Source organism: Amycolatopsis sp. GA6-003 (assembly GCF_046267895.1).
Lineage (GTDB): Bacteria > Actinomycetota > Actinomycetes > Mycobacteriales > Pseudonocardiaceae > Amycolatopsis.
The window spans coordinates 6062437-6079353 of the sequence record NZ_CP176499.1 but is presented as its reverse complement, the minus strand read 5'-3'; the positions used below and the strand labels follow the sequence as shown (position 1 = coordinate 6079353).

General features: G+C 70.9%; 20 protein-coding genes and 1 riboswitch. Of the genes, 10 read left to right on the top strand and 10 right to left on the bottom strand.

Translation table 11 applies throughout. The features are described 5' to 3' along the window. The first annotated feature begins 14 nt into the window (after positions 1-14). The gene (thiD, locus tag F9C12_RS27565) at positions 15-848 is read left to right on the top strand and encodes a bifunctional hydroxymethylpyrimidine kinase/phosphomethylpyrimidine kinase (protein WP_409462285.1); all 834 of its coding nucleotides are present in this window, start codon (positions 15-17) and stop codon (positions 846-848) included. Here the strand turns inward: thiD and F9C12_RS27560 are convergent. Together F9C12_RS27560 and F9C12_RS27555 are read right to left on the bottom strand one after the other, a co-directional pair. Then, positions 845-1276 carry a MarR family winged helix-turn-helix transcriptional regulator gene (locus tag F9C12_RS27560; RefSeq protein ID WP_037718524.1) on the bottom strand — a complete coding sequence of 144 codons (432 nt, stop codon included), beginning with the start codon at positions 1274-1276 and terminating at the stop codon, positions 845-847. The two genes, thiD and F9C12_RS27560, sit on opposite strands and share 4 nt — an antisense overlap. A gap of 143 nt (positions 1277-1419) precedes the next feature. After that, complete coding sequence (locus F9C12_RS27555) at positions 1420-2043, bottom strand: TetR/AcrR family transcriptional regulator (protein WP_409462284.1); 624 nt, start codon at positions 2041-2043, stop codon at positions 1420-1422. Positions 2044-2100: 57 nt separating this feature from the next. Here F9C12_RS27555 and F9C12_RS27550 point away from each other — a divergent pair, with 57 nt between their 5' ends. After that, on the top strand, positions 2101-3042 hold the full coding sequence (locus F9C12_RS27550) for an NAD(P)-dependent alcohol dehydrogenase (protein ID WP_409184685.1): 942 nt from the start codon (positions 2101-2103) through the stop codon (positions 3040-3042). 1 nt (position 3043) lies between these two features. Here the strand turns inward: F9C12_RS27550 and F9C12_RS27545 are convergent, their stop codons facing one another. The 3 genes from F9C12_RS27545 to thiO all read right to left on the bottom strand — a co-directional run bounded on the left by F9C12_RS27545 (position 3044) and on the right by thiO (position 5084). Then, positions 3044-3796 (bottom strand): thiazole synthase, encoded by a 753-nt coding sequence (locus F9C12_RS27545; RefSeq protein WP_009084036.1) that lies wholly within the window; start codon positions 3794-3796, stop codon positions 3044-3046. A gap of 2 nt (positions 3797-3798) precedes the next feature. Then, positions 3799-3999: a sulfur carrier protein ThiS gene (thiS, locus tag F9C12_RS27540; RefSeq protein ID WP_037361904.1), complete on the bottom strand. Its 201-nt coding sequence runs from the start codon at positions 3997-3999 to the stop codon at positions 3799-3801. Continuing rightward, positions 3999-5084 carry a glycine oxidase ThiO gene (gene thiO, locus F9C12_RS27535; protein WP_409462283.1) on the bottom strand — a complete coding sequence of 362 codons (1086 nt, stop codon included), beginning with the start codon at positions 5082-5084 and terminating at the stop codon, positions 3999-4001. The genes thiS and thiO overlap by 1 nt, the downstream gene beginning before the upstream one ends. Beyond that, positions 5081-5187: riboswitch (TPP riboswitch) on the bottom strand. (Overlaps the previous gene by 4 nt.) 30 nt (positions 5188-5217) lie before the next feature. Between thiO and thiE the strand changes: the two genes are divergently transcribed. Continuing rightward, positions 5218-5883 (top strand): thiamine phosphate synthase, encoded by a 666-nt coding sequence (gene thiE / locus F9C12_RS27530; RefSeq protein ID WP_409184683.1) that lies wholly within the window; start codon positions 5218-5220, stop codon positions 5881-5883. 221 nt (positions 5884-6104) lie between these two features. On the opposite strand, the gene F9C12_RS27525 is transcribed toward thiE, so the two are convergent. Continuing rightward, complete coding sequence (locus tag F9C12_RS27525) at positions 6105-6896, bottom strand: hypothetical protein (protein ID WP_409462282.1); 792 nt, start codon at positions 6894-6896, stop codon at positions 6105-6107. Positions 6897-7051: 155 nt separating this feature from the next. On the opposite strand from F9C12_RS27525, the gene F9C12_RS27520 reads away from it, so the two are divergent. Then, entirely contained in the window at positions 7052-7996 is a 945-nt protein-coding gene (locus F9C12_RS27520) for a threonine/serine dehydratase (RefSeq protein WP_409184681.1), read from the top strand. A 94-nt stretch (positions 7997-8090) separates the two neighbouring features. On the opposite strand, the gene F9C12_RS27515 is transcribed toward F9C12_RS27520, so the two are convergent. Next, positions 8091-8768 (bottom strand): SDR family NAD(P)-dependent oxidoreductase, encoded by a 678-nt coding sequence (locus F9C12_RS27515; RefSeq protein ID WP_409462281.1) that lies wholly within the window; start codon positions 8766-8768, stop codon positions 8091-8093. 88 nt (positions 8769-8856) lie between these two features. Here F9C12_RS27515 and F9C12_RS27510 point away from each other — a divergent pair, with 88 nt between their 5' ends. Beyond that, entirely contained in the window at positions 8857-9291 is a 435-nt protein-coding gene (locus F9C12_RS27510) for a MarR family winged helix-turn-helix transcriptional regulator (protein ID WP_409184679.1), read from the top strand. A 12-nt stretch (positions 9292-9303) separates the two neighbouring features. On the opposite strand, the gene F9C12_RS27505 is transcribed toward F9C12_RS27510, so the two are convergent. Both F9C12_RS27505 and F9C12_RS27500 read right to left on the bottom strand, forming a co-directional pair. Further along, positions 9304-10791: an MFS transporter gene (locus F9C12_RS27505; RefSeq protein ID WP_409462280.1), complete on the bottom strand. Its 1488-nt coding sequence runs from the start codon at positions 10789-10791 to the stop codon at positions 9304-9306. Between the two features lie 4 nt (positions 10792-10795). Beyond that, on the bottom strand, positions 10796-11545 hold the full coding sequence (locus F9C12_RS27500) for a GntR family transcriptional regulator (protein WP_009084055.1): 750 nt from the start codon (positions 11543-11545) through the stop codon (positions 10796-10798). A gap of 154 nt (positions 11546-11699) precedes the next feature. Here F9C12_RS27500 and F9C12_RS27495 point away from each other — a divergent pair, with 154 nt between their 5' ends. Further along, positions 11700-12743, top strand: coding sequence for an SIS domain-containing protein (locus tag F9C12_RS27495; RefSeq protein ID WP_409184677.1), 1044 nt, complete (start codon positions 11700-11702; stop codon positions 12741-12743). Further along, positions 12740-13702, top strand: coding sequence for an N-acetylglucosamine kinase (locus F9C12_RS27490; protein ID WP_409184676.1), 963 nt, complete (start codon positions 12740-12742; stop codon positions 13700-13702). The genes F9C12_RS27495 and F9C12_RS27490 overlap by 4 nt, the downstream gene beginning before the upstream one ends. Before the next feature lie 90 nt (positions 13703-13792). Here F9C12_RS27490 and F9C12_RS27485 read toward each other — a convergent pair whose 3' ends face one another. Continuing rightward, positions 13793-14476 (bottom strand): DUF3159 domain-containing protein, encoded by a 684-nt coding sequence (locus F9C12_RS27485; RefSeq protein ID WP_409462279.1) that lies wholly within the window; start codon positions 14474-14476, stop codon positions 13793-13795. A gap of 276 nt (positions 14477-14752) precedes the next feature. Between F9C12_RS27485 and F9C12_RS27480 the strand changes: the two genes are divergently transcribed. The 3 genes from F9C12_RS27480 (at position 14753) to F9C12_RS27470 (ending at position 16917) form a co-directional block, all read left to right on the top strand. Further along, the gene (locus tag F9C12_RS27480; RefSeq protein ID WP_409462278.1) at positions 14753-15592 is read left to right on the top strand and encodes an SGNH/GDSL hydrolase family protein; all 840 of its coding nucleotides are present in this window, start codon (positions 14753-14755) and stop codon (positions 15590-15592) included. Between the two features lie 149 nt (positions 15593-15741). After that, on the top strand, positions 15742-16467 hold the full coding sequence (locus F9C12_RS27475) for an OmpA family protein (RefSeq protein ID WP_409462277.1): 726 nt from the start codon (positions 15742-15744) through the stop codon (positions 16465-16467). 6 nt (positions 16468-16473) lie between these two features. After that, on the top strand, positions 16474-16917 hold the full coding sequence (locus F9C12_RS27470; RefSeq protein ID WP_409462276.1) for a LapA family protein: 444 nt from the start codon (positions 16474-16476) through the stop codon (positions 16915-16917).

Genomic DNA, 16917 nt, shown 5'->3' with positions numbered 1-16917 from the left:
GCCGGAACGCGCCCATGACTGAGAACCCGAGCCCGCCGTCCGCGCTCACCATCGCCGGATCGGATTCCGGCGGGGCCGCCGGACTGCAGGCGGACCTGCGGACCTTCCTCACCTGCGGGGTGCACGGCCTGGTCGCGGTCACCGCGGTCACCGTCCAGAACACGCTCGGCGTGCACGACCGCGCCGACCTGCCGCCGCACATCGTCGCCGGGCAGATCCAGGCGGTCGCGGAGGACATGGGCGTCGGCGCGGCGAAGACCGGCATGCTCGCGTCCGCGGAGATCATCCACGCCGTCGCAGCGGCCTGTGACAAGGCCGGAATCGGACGCGACGGCGCGATCCCGTTCGTGGTCGACCCGGTGGCCGCGGCGATGACCGGCCAGTCGCTGTTCGACGACAACGGCCTCGCCGCGCTGCGCGACGAACTCCTGCCGCGCGCCACCGTGCTCACCCCGAACCTGGACGAGGTGCGGCTGCTCACCGGCATGACCGTGACCGACCGCGAAGGCATGCACACCGCGGCCGTCGTGCTGCACCAGCTGGGTCCGAGGTACGTGCTCGTGAAGAGCGGCCACCTGCAGTCCGACCCGGAATGCGTCGACCTGCTTTTCGACGGTTCGACGTTCGTGGAACTGCCTGGCCCGCGCTGGCAGACGCCGCACACCCACGGGGCTGGCGACACGATGGCGTCCGCGCTGACCGCGGGGCTGGCCAAGGGGATGTCCGTGGTCGAGGCGGCGCGCTACGGCAAATGGTTCGTCTCCCAGGCCGTCGAACACTCCTACCCGATGGGCGCGAAAGTCGGCCCCGTCTCCGCGTTCTGGCGGCTCGCCCCCGAGGAGCGCTAGCCCTCGTCGGAGATCAGGGCTTCCAGCGCGGGCAGCGCGGCGATGATCGACTCCCGGGCCTCGGGCGTGAGCCGGTCGAGGCGGCGGTTCAGTTCCTGCACCCGGGTGGACCGGACGCCGGAGACGAGGCGTTCGCCTTCCTCGGTCGCGCGGGCCAGCCAGGCGCGCCGGTCGACCGGGTCGGATTCGCGGGTGACGTAACCGGCCTCCACCAGCGTGGCCACGATGCGCGACATCGTGGCCGCCGCGACGCCTTCCTTCGCGGCGAGGTCGCCGAGGCGCAGCTCGCCGAAGTGGACGAGCGTGGCCAGCGCGGAGATGGACCCGTGTCCAGGTCCGGGCGCGCCGGCCTGGCGCAGCGAGCGGGAAAGCCGCCCCACCGCGAGATACAACCGGCCCGTTACGTCCTGGACCGAGGAAAGAGTCACGATCGGCTCCTTCTGACGCTGGTGCCCGCCGCTGGGTGCGCCGGAAAGGGTGCCGTCAACCATACGGCGTGCCCGTGCTCAATCCGTGTCAAGCGCGGGAGAAATCACCATGACCCGCCGATTTGTGCAGCTTGGCCGCCCATTCAGAGCACTGAAACGTCGAGCGGGAGCTCCGCGGGCGGCGGCAGCGGCGCGGCCGCCTCGGCCCGGAACGACTGCAGCAGAAAGCCGGCGAGCCGACGCGACGCCGCCGGTGCCGCGGCTCCCGCGCCCGCCCGCAGGCCGCCGTTCGCCAGCAAGATCAGCGACAGGTCGGAAACCGCGAAGTCGGCGCGCAGCGCACCGGCTTCCTGCGCCCGGCGGATCAGCTCGGCGAACGCCCGCAACGCCCGGTCCCGCAGCTGTCCGAAGGCGGCCTGATCCGGCAGCGCGGTCACGATCGCGGCGGAGAAACCGTGGTTGCGCGCCTGCATCGCGCACACTTCCTCGACCACCCGGCAAAAGCCGCGCCACGGATCGGGGTCGGCGAGCGCCTCGTCGAGCATGCTCGCGCATTCGGCCATCGGCTCGGCGAAGGCTTCGGCGATCAGGTCGGCTTTGGTCGGGAAATGCCGGTACACAGTGGCCACGCCGAGACCGGCACGGCGCGCCAGCTCGCTCATCGACACCTCCAGGCCCTCGGTCTCGAAGGTGCGTTCGGCGACCTCGAGGATCTGCGCGCGATTGTGGGCGGCGTCGGTGCGCAACCGAGTCGATTTTTCCGGCACTCTCTCACTTTAGGCGAATCGGAAGACCCTTTCCACTTTCCGTGCTAGAAGTGGAACATGCCTTCCACTTCGATGAACGCCATCGTCTACGACCGTTACGGACCGCCGGAAGTCCTGCACGAGGTGAAGGTCCCGGCACCGGTGCCCGGCCCCGGCGAAGTCCTGGTCCGGGTGCGCGCGCTGTCGGTCAACGGCGGCGAACTCGCCATGCGGTCCGGGAAGCTGCTTCCGTTCAGCGGCAAGCGTTTTCCCAAGCGGGTCGGCCTGGACCTGGTCGGCGAGGTCGCCGCGCCCGGAACGAGCCGGTTCGCCGCCGGTGATCTCGTCTGGGGCGTCGGGCGGCGGATGGGCACCGCCGCCGAGTACTACGCGATGGCCGCGGATCGGCTGGACCACGTGCCTGCCGGGCTCGATCCCGCGCAGGCGGCGTCGCTGCTGGCGGGCACCACCGCGATCACCGCGCTGCGCGACAAGGCCCGGCTCAAACCGGGCGAACGCCTGCTGATCCGCGGCGCGACCGGCGGGGTCGGTTTCGTGGCCACCCAGCTCGGCAAAGCGATGGGCGCGCACGTGACCGGGCTGGCCAGCGCCAAAAACCTGGAGCTGGCAAGGGAACTCGGCGCGGACGTCGCGCTCGACTACCGCGATCCGGGGGACCTGGGGAAGTTCGACGTCATTCTCGACACCGTCGGCCGGGACCTCGGCGCGTTCCGGCGGCTGCTGACCCCGCGCGGGCGGATGGTCGCGATCGCGTTCGACCTCGCCCATCCGGCCCGCACGCTCGGCTACCTGGCGGCGAACTCGCTGCGCCCTGCCCGCTGGGTGCGGGCGTTCAGCGGGAACCCGAAGGCGGATCTGCTCGCTGACCTGAGCCGGTGGGTCGACGCCGGGTTGGTGCGGCCGCTGGTGGATCGGGTGTTTCCGTTCGCGGACATCGCCGAAGCACACCGCGCGCTGGAAAACGGCGGTGTGCGCGGCAAAATCGTCGTCGAGGCGTAGCTCAGCGAGGCGGGCTCGAAGCCTGCGCCCAGAACCGCTGCGGTACCCGCCCCGCACCCCGCGCCAGGTACCCGGCTTCCACCGCGCTTCGCATCGCCAGCGCCATCCGCTCCGGATCCGCCGCGCGGGTGACCGCGGTCGACAGCAGCACCGCCGAGCAGCCGAGTTCCATCGCCAGCGTCGCGTCCGAGGCCGTGCCGATCCCCGCGTCCAGCACGATCGGCACCGACGCGCGCGAGACGATCAGCTCGATGTTGTGCGGGTTCCGGATGCCCAGCCCAGTGCCGATCGGGGCGCCGAGCGGCATCACCGCGGCGCAGCCCGCCTCCTCCAGGCGGAGGGCGAGCACCGGGTCGTCGTTGGTGTACACGAACACCGTGAACCCGTCCGCCACCAGGCGTTCGGCTGCTTCGAGGGTCTCCAGCGGGTCGGGCAGCAGGGTGCGGTCGTCGGCGTGCACCTCGAGTTTGACCAGGTTCGTTTCCAGCGCCTCGCGGGCCAGCTGGGCGGTGAGCACGGCCTCGGCCGCGGTCCGGCAGCCCGCGGTGTTGGGCAGCAGCTCGATGTCCAAGCGCCGCAACAACTCCAGCACGCCCGAACCGCCCTCGGCGTCGGCGCGGCGCATCGCCACGGTGGTGAGCTGGGTGCCCGACGCGACGAGCGCTCGTTCCAGCACTTCGAGATTCGCCGCGCCACCGGTGCCGATGATCAGCCGCGACGACAGCTTGTGCTCGCCGATGATCAGGTCGTCCATGCTCACCCTCCTTGAACCGCGGTCAGCACTTCGAGCTGCGCGCCCTTCGGCACGACCGCTTCTTCCCATTCGCCACGCCGAACGACCTCGCCGTTGACCGCGACGGCCACGCCCCGGCGTTCCGCTCCCAACGCGTCGAGGACCGCGGAAACGGTGCTGTCGTCGGGGAATTCCCGCCATTCGCCGTTGACCTTGATCTCCATCAGACTCGCTCCTTTTCCAGACGGGCGGGCGTCGCCGCGGCGACCTCTGGCGGCGGGGCTTCGCCGGCCAGCCACGCGACCACGGCGTCCGCAGTCGCGGGCGCCATCAGCAAACCGTTGCGGTGGTGTCCTGTCGCCGCGTACACGCCTTCGCTCACTTCGCCGAGGTACGGCAAAGCGTCCCGGCTCGCGGCCCGCAGCCCGGCGGCGACCTCCACCAGCTCGTACTCCGTGATGCCGGGCAGGATCCGCTCCGCGCCTTCCAGCAACTCACGTACGCCGCGCGCGGTGACAGCCTGGTCGAAACCGGCTTCGTACTGCGTCGCGCCAAGGACCAGTTCGCCGTCTTTTCGCGGTACCAGATAGATCGGCCGTCCTTCGACCATCGCGCGCACCGTGTACGGCGGAGGCGGCAGACACCCGCGACGCGGACGCAGCCGCAGAATCTCACCCTTCAGCGGCCGTACGGCGTGCTCCAGCAACGGATGCAGCTGGCCGGTCCACGCGCCGGCGGCGAGGATCACCGGACCGGACACTTCGGAGAGGCTCTGCAACCGCTCGCGCCGGAACTCGACCCCACACATCGTAGCCGCTTCGCTCAGCGCAGTGAGCAGTTTCCGGTTGTCCACGGCTAAATCGCCCGGCACGTGCAAGCCGCTGCGCACCGCGCCGAGCCCCGGCGCGAGCCGCTTCGCCTCGCGCCCGGTGAGCGTCTCGACGTCGCGGCCGAGCGAACGCAGGTATCCAGCGAGGATGTCGAGGTGCCCGGCGTCGGCCCTGTCGAACCCGACGACGATCGTGCCGTGCTCGGCGAGCCCGGGATCGGTGCCTTCGGCGGCGAGGTCGCTCGCGAAGCCGGGCCAGCGCCGCAGCGCCGCTTCCCCCAGGCTGAGCACGGCTTCCTCGCCCGGCCACGCCTCGGTGACCGGCGCGAGCATCCCGCCGGCGAGCCAGGACGCGCCGCCGCGCACGGGTTCCGGGTCGACGACCGTGACGCGCCATCCGCGAGCGGCCGCGCGCCAAGCCGCGGACAGCCCGATGACGCCGCCGCCGACGACAGTGACGGTTGTGGTGCTGGTGTTCACAGTGGAATCACGCTCCCTGCGCCGGCATGACCCGGATCAGGTTCCACGGTCGGAGCGGCAGCTCCCTCTCAGCCCGTTGCCTCGGGCTCCCGTGCGGACCCCCACACCGTAGCGCGCGGGTAACGTCACCGCCATGCCTGCCTTGACCGGAGACCAAATTCGCACCCGGCTAGCCGCCGCCCGGCTGTACCTGTGCACCGACGCCCGCTCCTCCCGAGGAGACCTGGCCGAGTTCGCCGACGCCGCGCTGGCCGGCGGCGTCGACATCGTGCAACTGCGGGACAAGACCGGAGGCGCACCGCTGGAGGCCAAGCAGGAAATAGCGGCGCTGGAGATCCTGGCAGAAGCCTGCGCCCGCCACGGAGCGCTGCTCTCGGTGAACGACCGAGCGGATGTAGCGCTGGCAGTCGGCGCCGACGTCCTGCACCTGGGCCAAGACGACATCCCGGTGCCCCTGGCCCGCCGAGTCCTGGGCGACGAGGTAGTGATCGGCCGCTCCACCCATTCGGAGGAGCAAGCCACCGCAGCCGCAACGGAACCAGGAGTGGACTACTTCTGCACCGGCCCGTGCTGGCCCACCCCCACCAAACCAGGACGATCCGCCCCAGGCCTTGACCTGGTCCGCGCAACCGCAGCAAGCGGCACAAACCGCCCGTGGTTCGCCATCGGCGGTATCGACGAACCCCGCCTGCCCGAAGTACTGGCAGCAGGCGCCACCCGCATCGTCGTAGTCCGAGCAATCACCGAAGCAGAAGACCCCAAAGCAGCCGCACAAGCACTACGAGCCCAACTCCCGTAAACACACCGCAACCGCCGCACCCAGCCCTAAAACCGCACCACTGCACCCAAACAGCGAGGCACCCAGCCCCTCCCCCGCACCCCGATACGAAGCCTCCCTGCGGTTCGGGGGTGCTTGTCAAGGCATCTTTCCCGCCTTGACAAGCACCCCCGAACCGTCAGCACACTTGGCTTCGGGGTGCCCCACGCAACCCCGCAGCAATGTCGCCGCCAGGCGACGAGCTACTCATTCGCATTAGAAGGCACCCCAGGCGCAGTAGGCGTCTGACTACCGCTAGGCGCCTGCGAAGAAGTAGTCGGCTTCGAAGACGAAGACGGCGGCTGCGTCTGCTGCGTCGCCCGAGAAGACGGCGGAGCACTAGGCGTAGTAGCAGGCGAAGACGTCGCACTCCCCGACCGAGACGGACCCCCAGAAGGAACCTGCGGCTCAGTACTGGGCGAATGATCCGGCCGATCCTCCCGCTGCTGACTGGTATCCGGCTGCCGAGGAATCAACCCGGTGGACACGCTCCCCTGGGTAGTCCAGTCCAGCCCCAGCAAAACAACCAACGCCACCACGAACGCGACCCCGGACGACCCGATGATCAACGGCCACCGCATCTTCCGAAGCTTCTCCCCGAGCCCCTCGGCAGGCTCCGGCTCCGTAGCCCGCAGCCGAACCGTCGGCATGTTCGCCAGATCAGCGGGCACATGCACGGTCGCCGCGTCCCCTGTCGCCGACTCCCGTACCGCGTCGACCGGCACCCGCACCGGGGACAGCCCGCTGCGACTGCGCCGAGCCGCCGTCTCGAGAGCCTTCCGAGCAGCATCACGAGTGCGTTGCAGAGAACGCAGGTACAACTCGCCTCCGACGGTGCTGACCACACTGGCCACCCCGGCGCCGATGACGGTGCCCGCGACCCCCAGCGTCGAACCCAGCAACGCGGCGGTGACCGCCGCGAGCGCCGCGGCGAGCACCGAGGTCATCCGGAGGTTCTTCTTGTCCTCCTTGGCTTCCTTCTGCTCCTCGCTCATGATTCCGATCTGATCGTTTCCCAGCCGTTGGTCTCTGTTTCTTCAACGGTTAAGTCGTGTGAGGTGCTCCCTTCGTTGCCCCGAGGTGAGGGACGCCACGTTGACTGTCCACAATGGATAGACTAAAGCTCACACTTTCCTGACATACTCGCCTCATGCACCTCGTGACGATCTCCGACATCGAAACCGCGGCCGGACGGGTGAAGGGCACCGCGGTGCGCACCCCGCTGCTGCGTCAGCTCTGGGTTCCCGGCGAATTCTGGGTGAAACCCGAGAGCCTGCAACCGATCGGCGCGTTCAAGATCCGCGGCGCGTACAACGCGATCGCCGCACTCACCGACGCCGAACGGGAACGCGGAGTGGTCGCGTATTCGAGCGGCAACCACGCGCAAGCAGTCGCGTACGCCGCCCGCGAATTCGGGATTCCGGCGGTGATCGTGGTGCCGGACGTGACGCCGCGGCTGAAGGTCGAAGCCACCCTCCGCTGGGGCGCGGAGGTCCGCGAGGTGCCGATCGCGGAACGGGAATCGGCGGCGCTCGCCCTCGCCGAGGAACGCGGCCTCACGCTGATCCCGCCGTTCGACCACCCGGACATCATCGCCGGGCAGGGCACCGTCGGGCTGGAGATCGCCGAGGACCTGCCGGACGTCGAAACCGTGCTGGTCCCGGTCAGCGGCGGCGGCTTCGCCTCCGGGGTCGGCACCGCGATCAAGGCGAAGTGCCCGAACGCGAAGGTCTACGGCGTCGAGCCGGAACTGGCCGCCGACACCGCCGCCAGCCTCGCCGCGGGCGAGCTCGTGGACTGGCCCATCACCGACCGCGCCCGCACCATCGCGGACGGCCTGCGCGCGCAACCGTCCGAACTGACGTTCGCGCACCTGCGGCGCGTCCTGGACGGCGTGATCACGGTGACCGAGGACGAAATCCGCGACACCGTCCGGGTGCTGGCCCGCCAAGGCCGCCTGGTGACGGAGCCCAGCGGCGCCACCGCCCCGGCCGCCTACCTGCACCACGCCGACGAACTTCCGGGCGGCCGCACCGTCGCGATCGTCTCCGGAGGCAACATCGACCCGGCGATGCTGGCCGAACTGCTCGCTTAGCCCCGCGTTGGGACGGTGCCAGCGGCACTCCCCGGCCGCCGGCACGGTCCGCGCCGTGGCCGTTTGGCGCGCCCAACGCGACTTGGGAGGCCGCTCACCAGTTGACGGTCTGGCCTTGCCGGTCCAGATAGTGCAGCCCGCCCTTGCCCGCCCACGCCTCGATCGTGTCGGCGACGCCGGGAATGCTCTCGTCGACAGTCAGCCGCGCCCGGGGCCCGCCGAGGTCCGTCTTCACCCAGCCCGGCGCCATGAGCAGCAGCGTGCGCGGATCGTCGGCGTGCCGCGCGGCGAAACTGCGCATGAGCTGGTTCAGCGCGGACTTGCTCGCCCGGTACACCTCGAACCCGCCGTTCGTGTTGTCGGCGACGCTGCCCTGGCCCGACGACATCACGCCGATGGTGCCCGTCTCGGGAACCAGGTCCCGCAGCGTCTCGACGACGCGCATCGGGCTCAGCGCGTTGGTCACCATGACGTTGGTGAAGTCCTCGGTGGACACGTCGGCGAGGGTCGCCGAGGGGTCGGTCGTGTAGTTGGTCCCAGCGTTGACGAACAGCAGGTCGAACGCCGATCCGGCCAGCCTTTCGCGCAGCGCCGCGACCTGCTCGGGCACCGTGATGTCCACGGTCTCCACCGCGAGGCCGTCCAGCCCGCGCAGCGCGGACGGCGTGCGCTCGGTCGCGGTGACCTGCCAGCCGCGGCCGAGAAACTCGGCGGCCAGCGCGTAGCCCAGCCCCCGCGACGCCCCGATGATCAGCGCGCTCTTGCCCTTCATGGCCGCTCCTTAGCTATCAATTGATAGCTAAAGCTACGTCGCCTAGCAGGTACCTGTCAAACGATAGGTATTCGGCTACGCTGGCCCGGTGAAAGACGACCAGCTCTTCGAGGCAGCCGACCTGATCCTCGCGGTGGCCCGGCACCTCAACGCCGCCAAGGAGGCCCACGCCGAGTCGGGGACACCGCTGGAAGGAGCGGTGATGCGATTCGTCGACCGCCACCCGGGCACCACGGTCAACGCCGCGGCCGAGGCCACGCAGATGATCTCCAGCAACGTCAGCAGGGCGGTCCGGGGCCTGGAAACCAAGGGCTTGCTACGCCGGGAAGCCGACCCCGCCGACGCCCGGCGAGTGCGCCTCTACCCCACGGCCAAGGCAGCGGAGAACCTGCAACGACTGCGCGACACCTGGTCCGCCCTGCTCGACGGGACCTTCGCGGATACCGAAGAGATCGGCACCTTGATCACGGCCTTGCAGCGCATCGAGACCCGGCTGGTCGCCCGCTCCCGCGGCACCGCGTAGTCCGCCGAAAGATCAGCGCCGCCCACCCGGATGGACGTGCGTCGGCGGCCCCTCCACCCCGCAATGCAGGCAATCCCCCGGATGCGGCGAATCATCCGTTTCCGCGGCGCCGAGCACCCCGTTGTGAATTCCCAACGCGATCAGCCCACCGACGATCGCCAGGACCGCGCAGATCACCAGCGCCGTCTGCCATCCGGCGGTCAGCGCGGCCGGGTCTCGGTAGGCCGACCCGGTCAGACCCGCCGCGGCGGGCAGCACTGCTACCGCCAGAAGTCCACCCGATCGGGCGATCGCGTTGTTGACCCCGGACGCGACCCCGGCGTACCGGTCCGGCGCGGCGGCCAGCACCGTCGCGGTTACCGGGGCGACCACTGTGGCCAGGCCGAGTCCGAAGACCACTACCGCGGGCAGCACCGATCCAAGGTACGACGACCCTGGGCCCACCCGCGTCAGCAACAACATCCCGATGCCGACCACGATCGGTCCGGCCACCAGTTGCAGCCGGGGGCCGATCCGCTGCGCCAGCGCGCCCGACCGGCCGGAGAGCAGCAGCATGATGACCGTGATCGGCAATCCGGCGAGCCCGGCCAGCGTCGGCGAGTAACCCAGCGACACCTGAAGCTGCAGAACCAGCAACATCATCACGCCGCCGAGCGCCGCGTAGACCACGAACGTCAGCGCGTTCGACAGCGTGAACGTCCGGTCGCGGAACAACGAAGGCGGCACGAGCGGTTCGGCCGCCCGGTGCTGGAGCCAAAGGAACAGCCCCAGCCCGGCGACCCCGACCGCCAAAGCCGCCAGCACCACCGGATCGCCGATCCCGCGCACCGGAGCCTCGACCAGCGCTCCGGTCACCCCGGCCAGCCCGAGCGCGCCGACCGCCGCGGCGACGTAGTCCGGATGCCCGGTCGCCGCGGGATCGCGCGACTCCGGCACGAACCGCCGCGCCATCAGCACGACGACCACCGCGAGCGGCAGGTTGATCAAGAACGCCAGCCGCCACGACCACGCCTGCACCAGCAGTCCGCCGAGCAACGGCCCGACCGCGGCGGCGATCCCGCCGAGCCCGGACCACGAGCCGATCGCCCGCGCCCGGTCCTCGGGCGAGAACGACGACTGCAGGATCGCCAGCGACCCCGGCGTCAGCAACGCCCCGCCGATTCCCTGCAGCACGCGGAACAACACGAGCAGCTCGGTCGACGTCGCCGCCGCGCACAGCCCGGACGCGAGGCCGAACCACACCACGCCGGCCAGGTACACCCGCCGCCTGCCGTAGCGGTCGCCGAGCGACCCGGCGACCAGGATCAGCGCGGCCAGCGCCAGCAGGTAGCCGTCGAGAATCCACTGCAGACCGGCGACCGACGCGCCCAGCTCCTCGCCGATCCTGGGCAGCGCGACGTTCACGATCGTGCCGTCGAGCATCGCCATCCCCGAACCGAGGATGGTCGTCCAGAGCACGCCGCGAGCCGCGGGCGTGCCCCAGCGGATGCCGGCGGGCACGCGGTCAGGGAAGCAGCGTGGTGACGAACTTGTACCGGTCGCCGCGATAAACCGCGCGCGCGAACTCGACCGGCTTGCCGTCGGTGGCGAACGAATGCCGGGTCAGCATCATCACCGGCATGCCGACGTCCGCGCCGAGGATCTCCGCTTCCTGCGGACCGGCCAGCGACGTCTCGATGGTCTCCTCCGCGCGCTCCAGCTCGACGCCGTAATGCTCGCGCAGCACCGCGTACAGCGAACCGCCCGCGGTGATGTGCTTGCGCAGCCCGCGGAACCGGCCGAGCGGCAGGTGCGTGGTCTCGAGCGCCATCGGCTGGCCGTCGGCGAGCCGGAGCCGGCGCAGCCGCAGGATCTTCGCGCCGTTGCGCAGCTGCAGCAGCTTCGTCATCTCGCCCTCGACCGGAAGCTCCTCGAGTTCCAGCAGCTGGGACGACGGCTTCAGGCCCTGCTTGCGCATGTCCTCGGTATAAGAGGACAGCTGCAGCCGCTGCGCGAGCTTCGGCTCGGCGGCGAACGTGCCCTTGCCCTGGACGCGGTGCAGTCTGCCCTCGGCGGTGAGATCCGCCAGCGCCTGGCGCACGGTGGTGCGCGAAACGGTGAACTCTCCCGCCAGCGCCCGCTCGGTCGGGATCGGCGATCCCGGCGGCAAAGCGTCGAGCAGGTCCAGCAGATGCTGCTTCAGCGCCCAGTACTTGGGTTCGCGCTGCCCTCGCGCAGCAGTCCCCGCCTCGCTCGCGGGGGGTGTCTCCAGCATGCCCGGCTCCCTCAGTCTTCCCACATTAAACGCGCCACGGCCCCGTGAGGAAACGTACCCTTCTCCCGACCCGCTCCGCCCGGCTAGCATTGGTCTAGACCTGACCGGACGCCGCTCAGCACACCGGGACCCCGTCCCGGCGGAGAGGAAAGTGATGACCCAACTACGTCCCGGCGAGCACATGGCCGCGGAAATCTCGGAGCAGCCCAGCGTTCTGGCCGGGCTGGTCGAGCGGCGGTCCGGCATCGCGGAGGTCGCGGAAAAGATCTCACAGAACCCGCCGCGGTTCGCGCTGCTCGCCGCTCGCGGTTCGAGCGACCACGGCGCGCTGTACGCGAAATACCTGATCGAGGTACTCCTCGGCCTGCCGGCCGGCCTCGTTTCGCCGTCCACCGCGACGCTGTACGGCGCTCGCCCGGACCTGCGCGACGTGCTCTTCATCACGGTCAGCCAGAGCGGCGGTTCGCCCGACCTGATCGAGGTCACCGAGGCCGCCCGGCGGCAGGGCGCGCTGACCGTGTCGGTCACCAACACCCCGGATTCGCCGCTGCGCGCGGCTTCCGAGCTGGGCATCGACATCGGGGCCGGCGTCGAGAAGGCGGTCGCGGCTACCAAGACGTACTCCGCGACGCTGATGGCGCTGTACCTCTTCATCGACGCGATCCGCGGCGGCAAGGGAGAGGACGCCGAGAAGATCGGCGAACTGGCCCAGCAGACGCTCGACGGCGCCGTCGAAGGCGTGCAGCGCGCGGTGGACCGTTATCGCTTTGTCGACCGCGTTCTCACCACCGGCCGCGGCTACTCCTATGCCAGCGCGCTCGAAGCGTCGCTGAAGCTGGCCGAGACGAGCTACCTCGCGGCCCGCGCGTACAGCGGCGCGGACCTGCTGCACGGCCCGGTCGCGGCGGTCGACGGCGAGACCGCCGTGCTCGCCGCCACCAGCCTCGGCCGCGGCGGCGAGGCCATGCGCGAGGTCCTCGAAGCGGTCGGCGAACGCGGCGCGGACGTGCTCGCGGTCGGCTCGGCGGCGAACGACGTGCCCGCCGCGCTGCGCATCCCGGTCGCCCCGACGGTCGAGGAATTGGCTCCAGTACTGGAAATCCTGCCGATCCAGCGGATCGCGCTCGGCCTGTCGCTCGCTCGCGGCGGCAACCCGGACAACCCGCGCGGTCTGCTGAAGGTGACCAAGACCCGGTGAGCCTCGTAGTAGGCGTGGACGCCGGCGGCACGTCCACGCGAGCGATCGCGCTCGACGCCGCCGGCGTCGTCCGCGGCACCGGGGCCGCGGAGGGCGCGAACCCGAATTCGCATCCGCCCGCGGTGGCGGCGGCCCGGATCGCCGGGGCCATCGAGTCCGCAGTGGACGGACGGACCGACGTGCTCGGCGTCGTGGTCGGCATGGCAGGCGAGAGCAAGCTGTCCGATCCGGCGGTCGCCGCGGAGTTCACCGCGGCGTGGGAGCGGATCGGACTCGCCGGCCGGGTCCGCACGACCGGCGACGCCGAGGTGGCCTACGCGTCCGCGACGGCCGAACCGGACGGCACCGTGCTCGTCGCGGGCACCGGCTCGATCGCCGGGCGCATCCGCGGCCGCCGGATGGTCGCCACCGCGGGCGGGCACGGCTGGCTGCTCGGCGACGAGGGCTCCGGATTCTGGCTCGGCCGCGAAGCCGTGCGCGCCACGCTCGCCGCTCTCGAAGGCGACGGCCCGCTCGACGGATTGGCCGAGGCGGTGCTCGCCGAGGCGTTCGGACCGTCCGCAGTGGACCTGTCCGACCGGTTCACGGTCATGTGGGCACTGGTGACCAAGGCGAACGCCGAACCGCCGGTCCGGCTGGCCCGGTACGCGCCGCTGGTGAGCGCCGCGGCGGCGGCCGGCGAGCCCGGCGCGGAGGAAATCGTCGCCCGGGGCGCCCGGCATCTCGTGCGCGTCGCCCGCGCCACGCGCGAGCCGGGAGAAAAAACTCCGATCGTGCTCGTGGGCAGCGTGCTGGCCGAAAACAGCCCGGTCGGGGCTCGCGTGCGGGCCGAATTCGCCGGTCTCACCGTTCTGACCAGCTCCGATGGAGTGCTCGGCGCGGCCTGGCTCGCGGCGGTCGAGGCGTGGGGCGAGGACACCCCGAGACCATCCCGACGGGTGAATGCCACCAAAACTTGAGCGGAAGAGTCGAAACCGTCGACTCAACCCCTCCGGTCCGGGTACCGTAGGAACCGGCCCCCGGACCCTCCCCCCTCGCCGGGGGCCGCCTTAACTTCCGGGTCCGTTTCCGGACTCGCCCGCACCCGGGTCTTTCGCCAGGCGAAGGCCCGGGTGTTCCGCGGGAAGGCTCCGGTAGAGGACCCACCCGCTCACCGCCACCGTCGCGGCCACCAGCGGCCAGGAGAGCACCGTGCGCGCCACTCCGAGCGCCACCACCTGCCCGGTCCACCACAGCAGTCCGTAAACGACCACGCGCAGCAAGTACTGCAGCACCCACACGCCGCTCGCCCACGAATACGCGCGCAGCAGGGCCGGATCGCGCCGCCAGCGGGTCTTCTGCCCGAGGAGCAACCCCACGATCACGCCGAGCAACGGCCAGCGGACCGCGATGCTCGCCGCGAACAGCAGCGCGCTCGCCGCGTTCGAGAACAGCTGCAGGAGGAAGAAGTCCTCGGCCCGGCCGGTGTGCATCGCGATCAGCGCGGCGATCACCACTGCGGCGAGGCTCACCACCACCGCGCGCGCCTTGTCGCCGCGGACCAGCCGGTAGGCGCCCAGCAGCACGGCGACGCCGATCGCGACCCCGGCTCCCCAGGCGATCGACTGGCCGGAAGCGAGCCAGCCGACGACGAACGCGGCCGGCGGGATGCTGGCGTCGATCGCGCCGCGCCGCCCGCCGAGGATCTGCGTGAGCGACTCCCGCGCCGGCCCCTTCGCAGTCTCGTCTGTCACAGCTTCCAGCCTGCCGCAACTCGCGACGGACCCCCAGGCCGGGAGACCTACCCCACATGGCGCCCGGTAAGGGGCCGATCGTGAGGTTCGTCCCGGTGAAAATGCCGTAATAGGGAGGCGCGAACCCCCGACAAGGTAAGAGACTGTGACATCCGGCTGAACCGGTCCTGTCCGGCGGGAAGGATACGGGGATATCCGACTGTTAGTTGGGGTGTACAACTAGGTCCGGGACTTCACGGGGAACAGGCGCGCACCAGCGGGAAAGGGGAACCCAGCGTGTACGGGATCAACAGCTACGTAGCCATCGGGGACAGCTTCACCGAGGGCCTCAACGACCATCGGGGCGACGGGACTTTCCGGGGCTGGGCCGACCGGCTCGCCGAGATCCTGGCCGGCGACGAGCCGGGGTTCCAGTACGCGAACCTGTCGCTGCGCGGCAAGATGCTCGACGAGATCATGGACGAGCAGCTCCCGATCGCCCTCGAGCTGAAGCCCGACCTGGTCACGCTGTGCGCGGGCGGCAACGACGTGATCGTGCCGGGCGCGGACGTCGACGCCATCGCGGAGCGGTTCGAGGCGGGCGTGGCGAAGCTGCGCGAGGCCGGGATCCCGGTGGTGATCTTCAACGGGCCGGACACCAAGACGCTGTCGGTGATGAGCGTGCTGCGCGGCAAGGTCGCGATCTACAACACGCATCTGTGGGCGATCGCGGCCCGGCACGGCGCGAAGATGGTCGACCTGTGGACGATGGAGCCGCTGCACGACCGTCGCGCGTGGAGCGACGACCGGCTGCACTTCACGCCGGACGCGCACCGCCGGATCGCGCTGCACACCGCCGAGGTGCTCGGCGTCCCGGTCACCGAGGACTGGCGCGAGCCGTACCCGCCGAGCACCGAGCCGGCCACCTGGATCACGTCGCGGCGGTCCGACCTCACGTGGACCAAGGTGCACCTGCTGCCGTGGATCCGCCGTCAGCTGCGCGGCGAGTCGATGGGCGACGGGCTGTCGCCGAAGCGCCCGGAGCTGGCTCCGCTCGTCCCGCTCGTGCCGGACGACCCGGCGAGCATCAGCATCGACGTGCGGGGCGACGTGCGGGGCAACGCGACCGCTTCCTGAACGCTCCTCCATCGAGGAGTGCCGGTGCCGGTGACCGCCGGTGCCGGCACTCCTTCGAGAGCCACCCGAACGGCGGTCCGCACCAGGTCGCCAACCGGACCGGCCCGGCATAGGGTCCTGTTATGTCCGGTGCACGAGGGTGGCTTCGCTTGATCCCCGTCGCGGTCGTGGTCACGGCCCTGCTCGCGGGCCTCGTGACTTGGCTGCAGGGCAGCGGAATCCAGGACGACCTCGCCGCGCGGTCCCGCTCCGCGCTCGACGCGGCCGGTCTGCGCCGCGGCGAGGTGAAGTTCTCCGGACGGCAGGCGACCCTCGAGGGTTTCCCGGCCGAGGAAGCCGGTCGCGCGCTGGGCATCGTGCAGGGTGTCGACGGGGTCGAATCCGCGCAAGCCTCCGGCGGAGCCGGGCCGGTGCGGCCCGCGCCCTCGCCCTCGCCCGAACCGTCGACGACTCCGCCGTCCAGCCCGCCGCCGAGTTCGCCCGCCCCGCCGCCCGCGCCGCCGACCGACCGCGACGGGATCCAGGCCGAACTGGACCGCAGGCTCGCCGCCGCGCCGATCACCTTCGAACCGGACACCGCCCAGCTCACCGACGAGGGCGAGCAGGCCGCGCGCGATCTCGCGCCGCTGCTGCGGGACGCCCCGGACAACTTCCGCTACCGCTTCGTCGGCCGGGTCGCCGACGGTCCGGGCGGGCGCGGTGCGGCGCTGAAGCTCTCCCGCAACCGGGCGCTGGCCGTGATCCGGTTGCTGATCCGCGAGGACGTGCCGCGCGACCGTTTGCTCGCGGTGGCCAGCGCGAGCGGTTCGGATAACGGTCCGGACGACGGAGGCGACAGCGACCGGCGGGTCGAGATCACAGTGGAACAGAGGTGATGGCGGATGCTCTGGCTCTTCGGGCAGATCTGGCTGTGGCTGCTGGTCTCGTTCCTGCTCGGGGCGGCGGCCATGTGGCTGTTCACGCGCGCTTCCCGGCCGAAGGCCGAGGCCGAGCCGCAGCCGTACCGGCCCGCGGCCGCGCCCGTCGAGGCCCCGGCCGAGGAGACCCGGCACATCCCGCCGGCGAATCCGTACGAGGACTACGAGGAACCCGCGTACCCGCACTACGAGGACCAGCCGGAGCGCGTCTACAACGACTATCCGGAAGTCGACCCGGACGAGCCGTACCACGAGCGGCATCCGGTGCCCGGTCCCGCCGGGCATCCGCTGCCCGATCCGGAGCCGAGGCTGTCCGGCGAACTGAGCTGGCCCGAGGACGACCAGCGGAGTCCGCACTGGCCGCACGACGACGAACCCGCGCCCCGGCGACCTGGACGCAGTGGCTGA

What these genes read in the sequence shown, in the direction of transcription:
- thiD (WP_409462285.1), top strand. Translation starts at nt 15, where the DNA reads ATGACTGAGAACCCGAGCCCGCCGTCCGCGCTCACCATCGCCGGATCG.
- F9C12_RS27550 (WP_409184685.1), top strand. Translation starts at nt 2,101, where the DNA reads ATGCCTTCCACTTCGATGAACGCCATCGTCTACGACCGTTACGGACCG.
- F9C12_RS27545 (WP_009084036.1), bottom strand. Translation starts at nt 3,796, where the DNA reads ATGGACGACCTGATCATCGGCGAGCACAAGCTGTCGTCGCGGCTGATC.
- thiS (WP_037361904.1), bottom strand. Translation starts at nt 3,999, where the DNA reads ATGGAGATCAAGGTCAACGGCGAATGGCGGGAATTCCCCGACGACAGC.
- thiE (WP_409184683.1), top strand. Translation starts at nt 5,218, where the DNA reads ATGCCTGCCTTGACCGGAGACCAAATTCGCACCCGGCTAGCCGCCGCC.
- F9C12_RS27525 (WP_409462282.1), bottom strand. Translation starts at nt 6,896, where the DNA reads ATGAGCGAGGAGCAGAAGGAAGCCAAGGAGGACAAGAAGAACCTCCGG.
- F9C12_RS27520 (WP_409184681.1), top strand. Translation starts at nt 7,052, where the DNA reads ATGCACCTCGTGACGATCTCCGACATCGAAACCGCGGCCGGACGGGTG.
- F9C12_RS27515 (WP_409462281.1), bottom strand. Translation starts at nt 8,768, where the DNA reads ATGAAGGGCAAGAGCGCGCTGATCATCGGGGCGTCGCGGGGGCTGGGC.
- F9C12_RS27500 (WP_009084055.1), bottom strand. Translation starts at nt 11,545, where the DNA reads ATGCTGGAGACACCCCCCGCGAGCGAGGCGGGGACTGCTGCGCGAGGG.
- F9C12_RS27495 (WP_409184677.1), top strand. Translation starts at nt 11,700, where the DNA reads ATGACCCAACTACGTCCCGGCGAGCACATGGCCGCGGAAATCTCGGAG.
- F9C12_RS27470 (WP_409462276.1), top strand. Translation starts at nt 16,474, where the DNA reads ATGCTCTGGCTCTTCGGGCAGATCTGGCTGTGGCTGCTGGTCTCGTTC.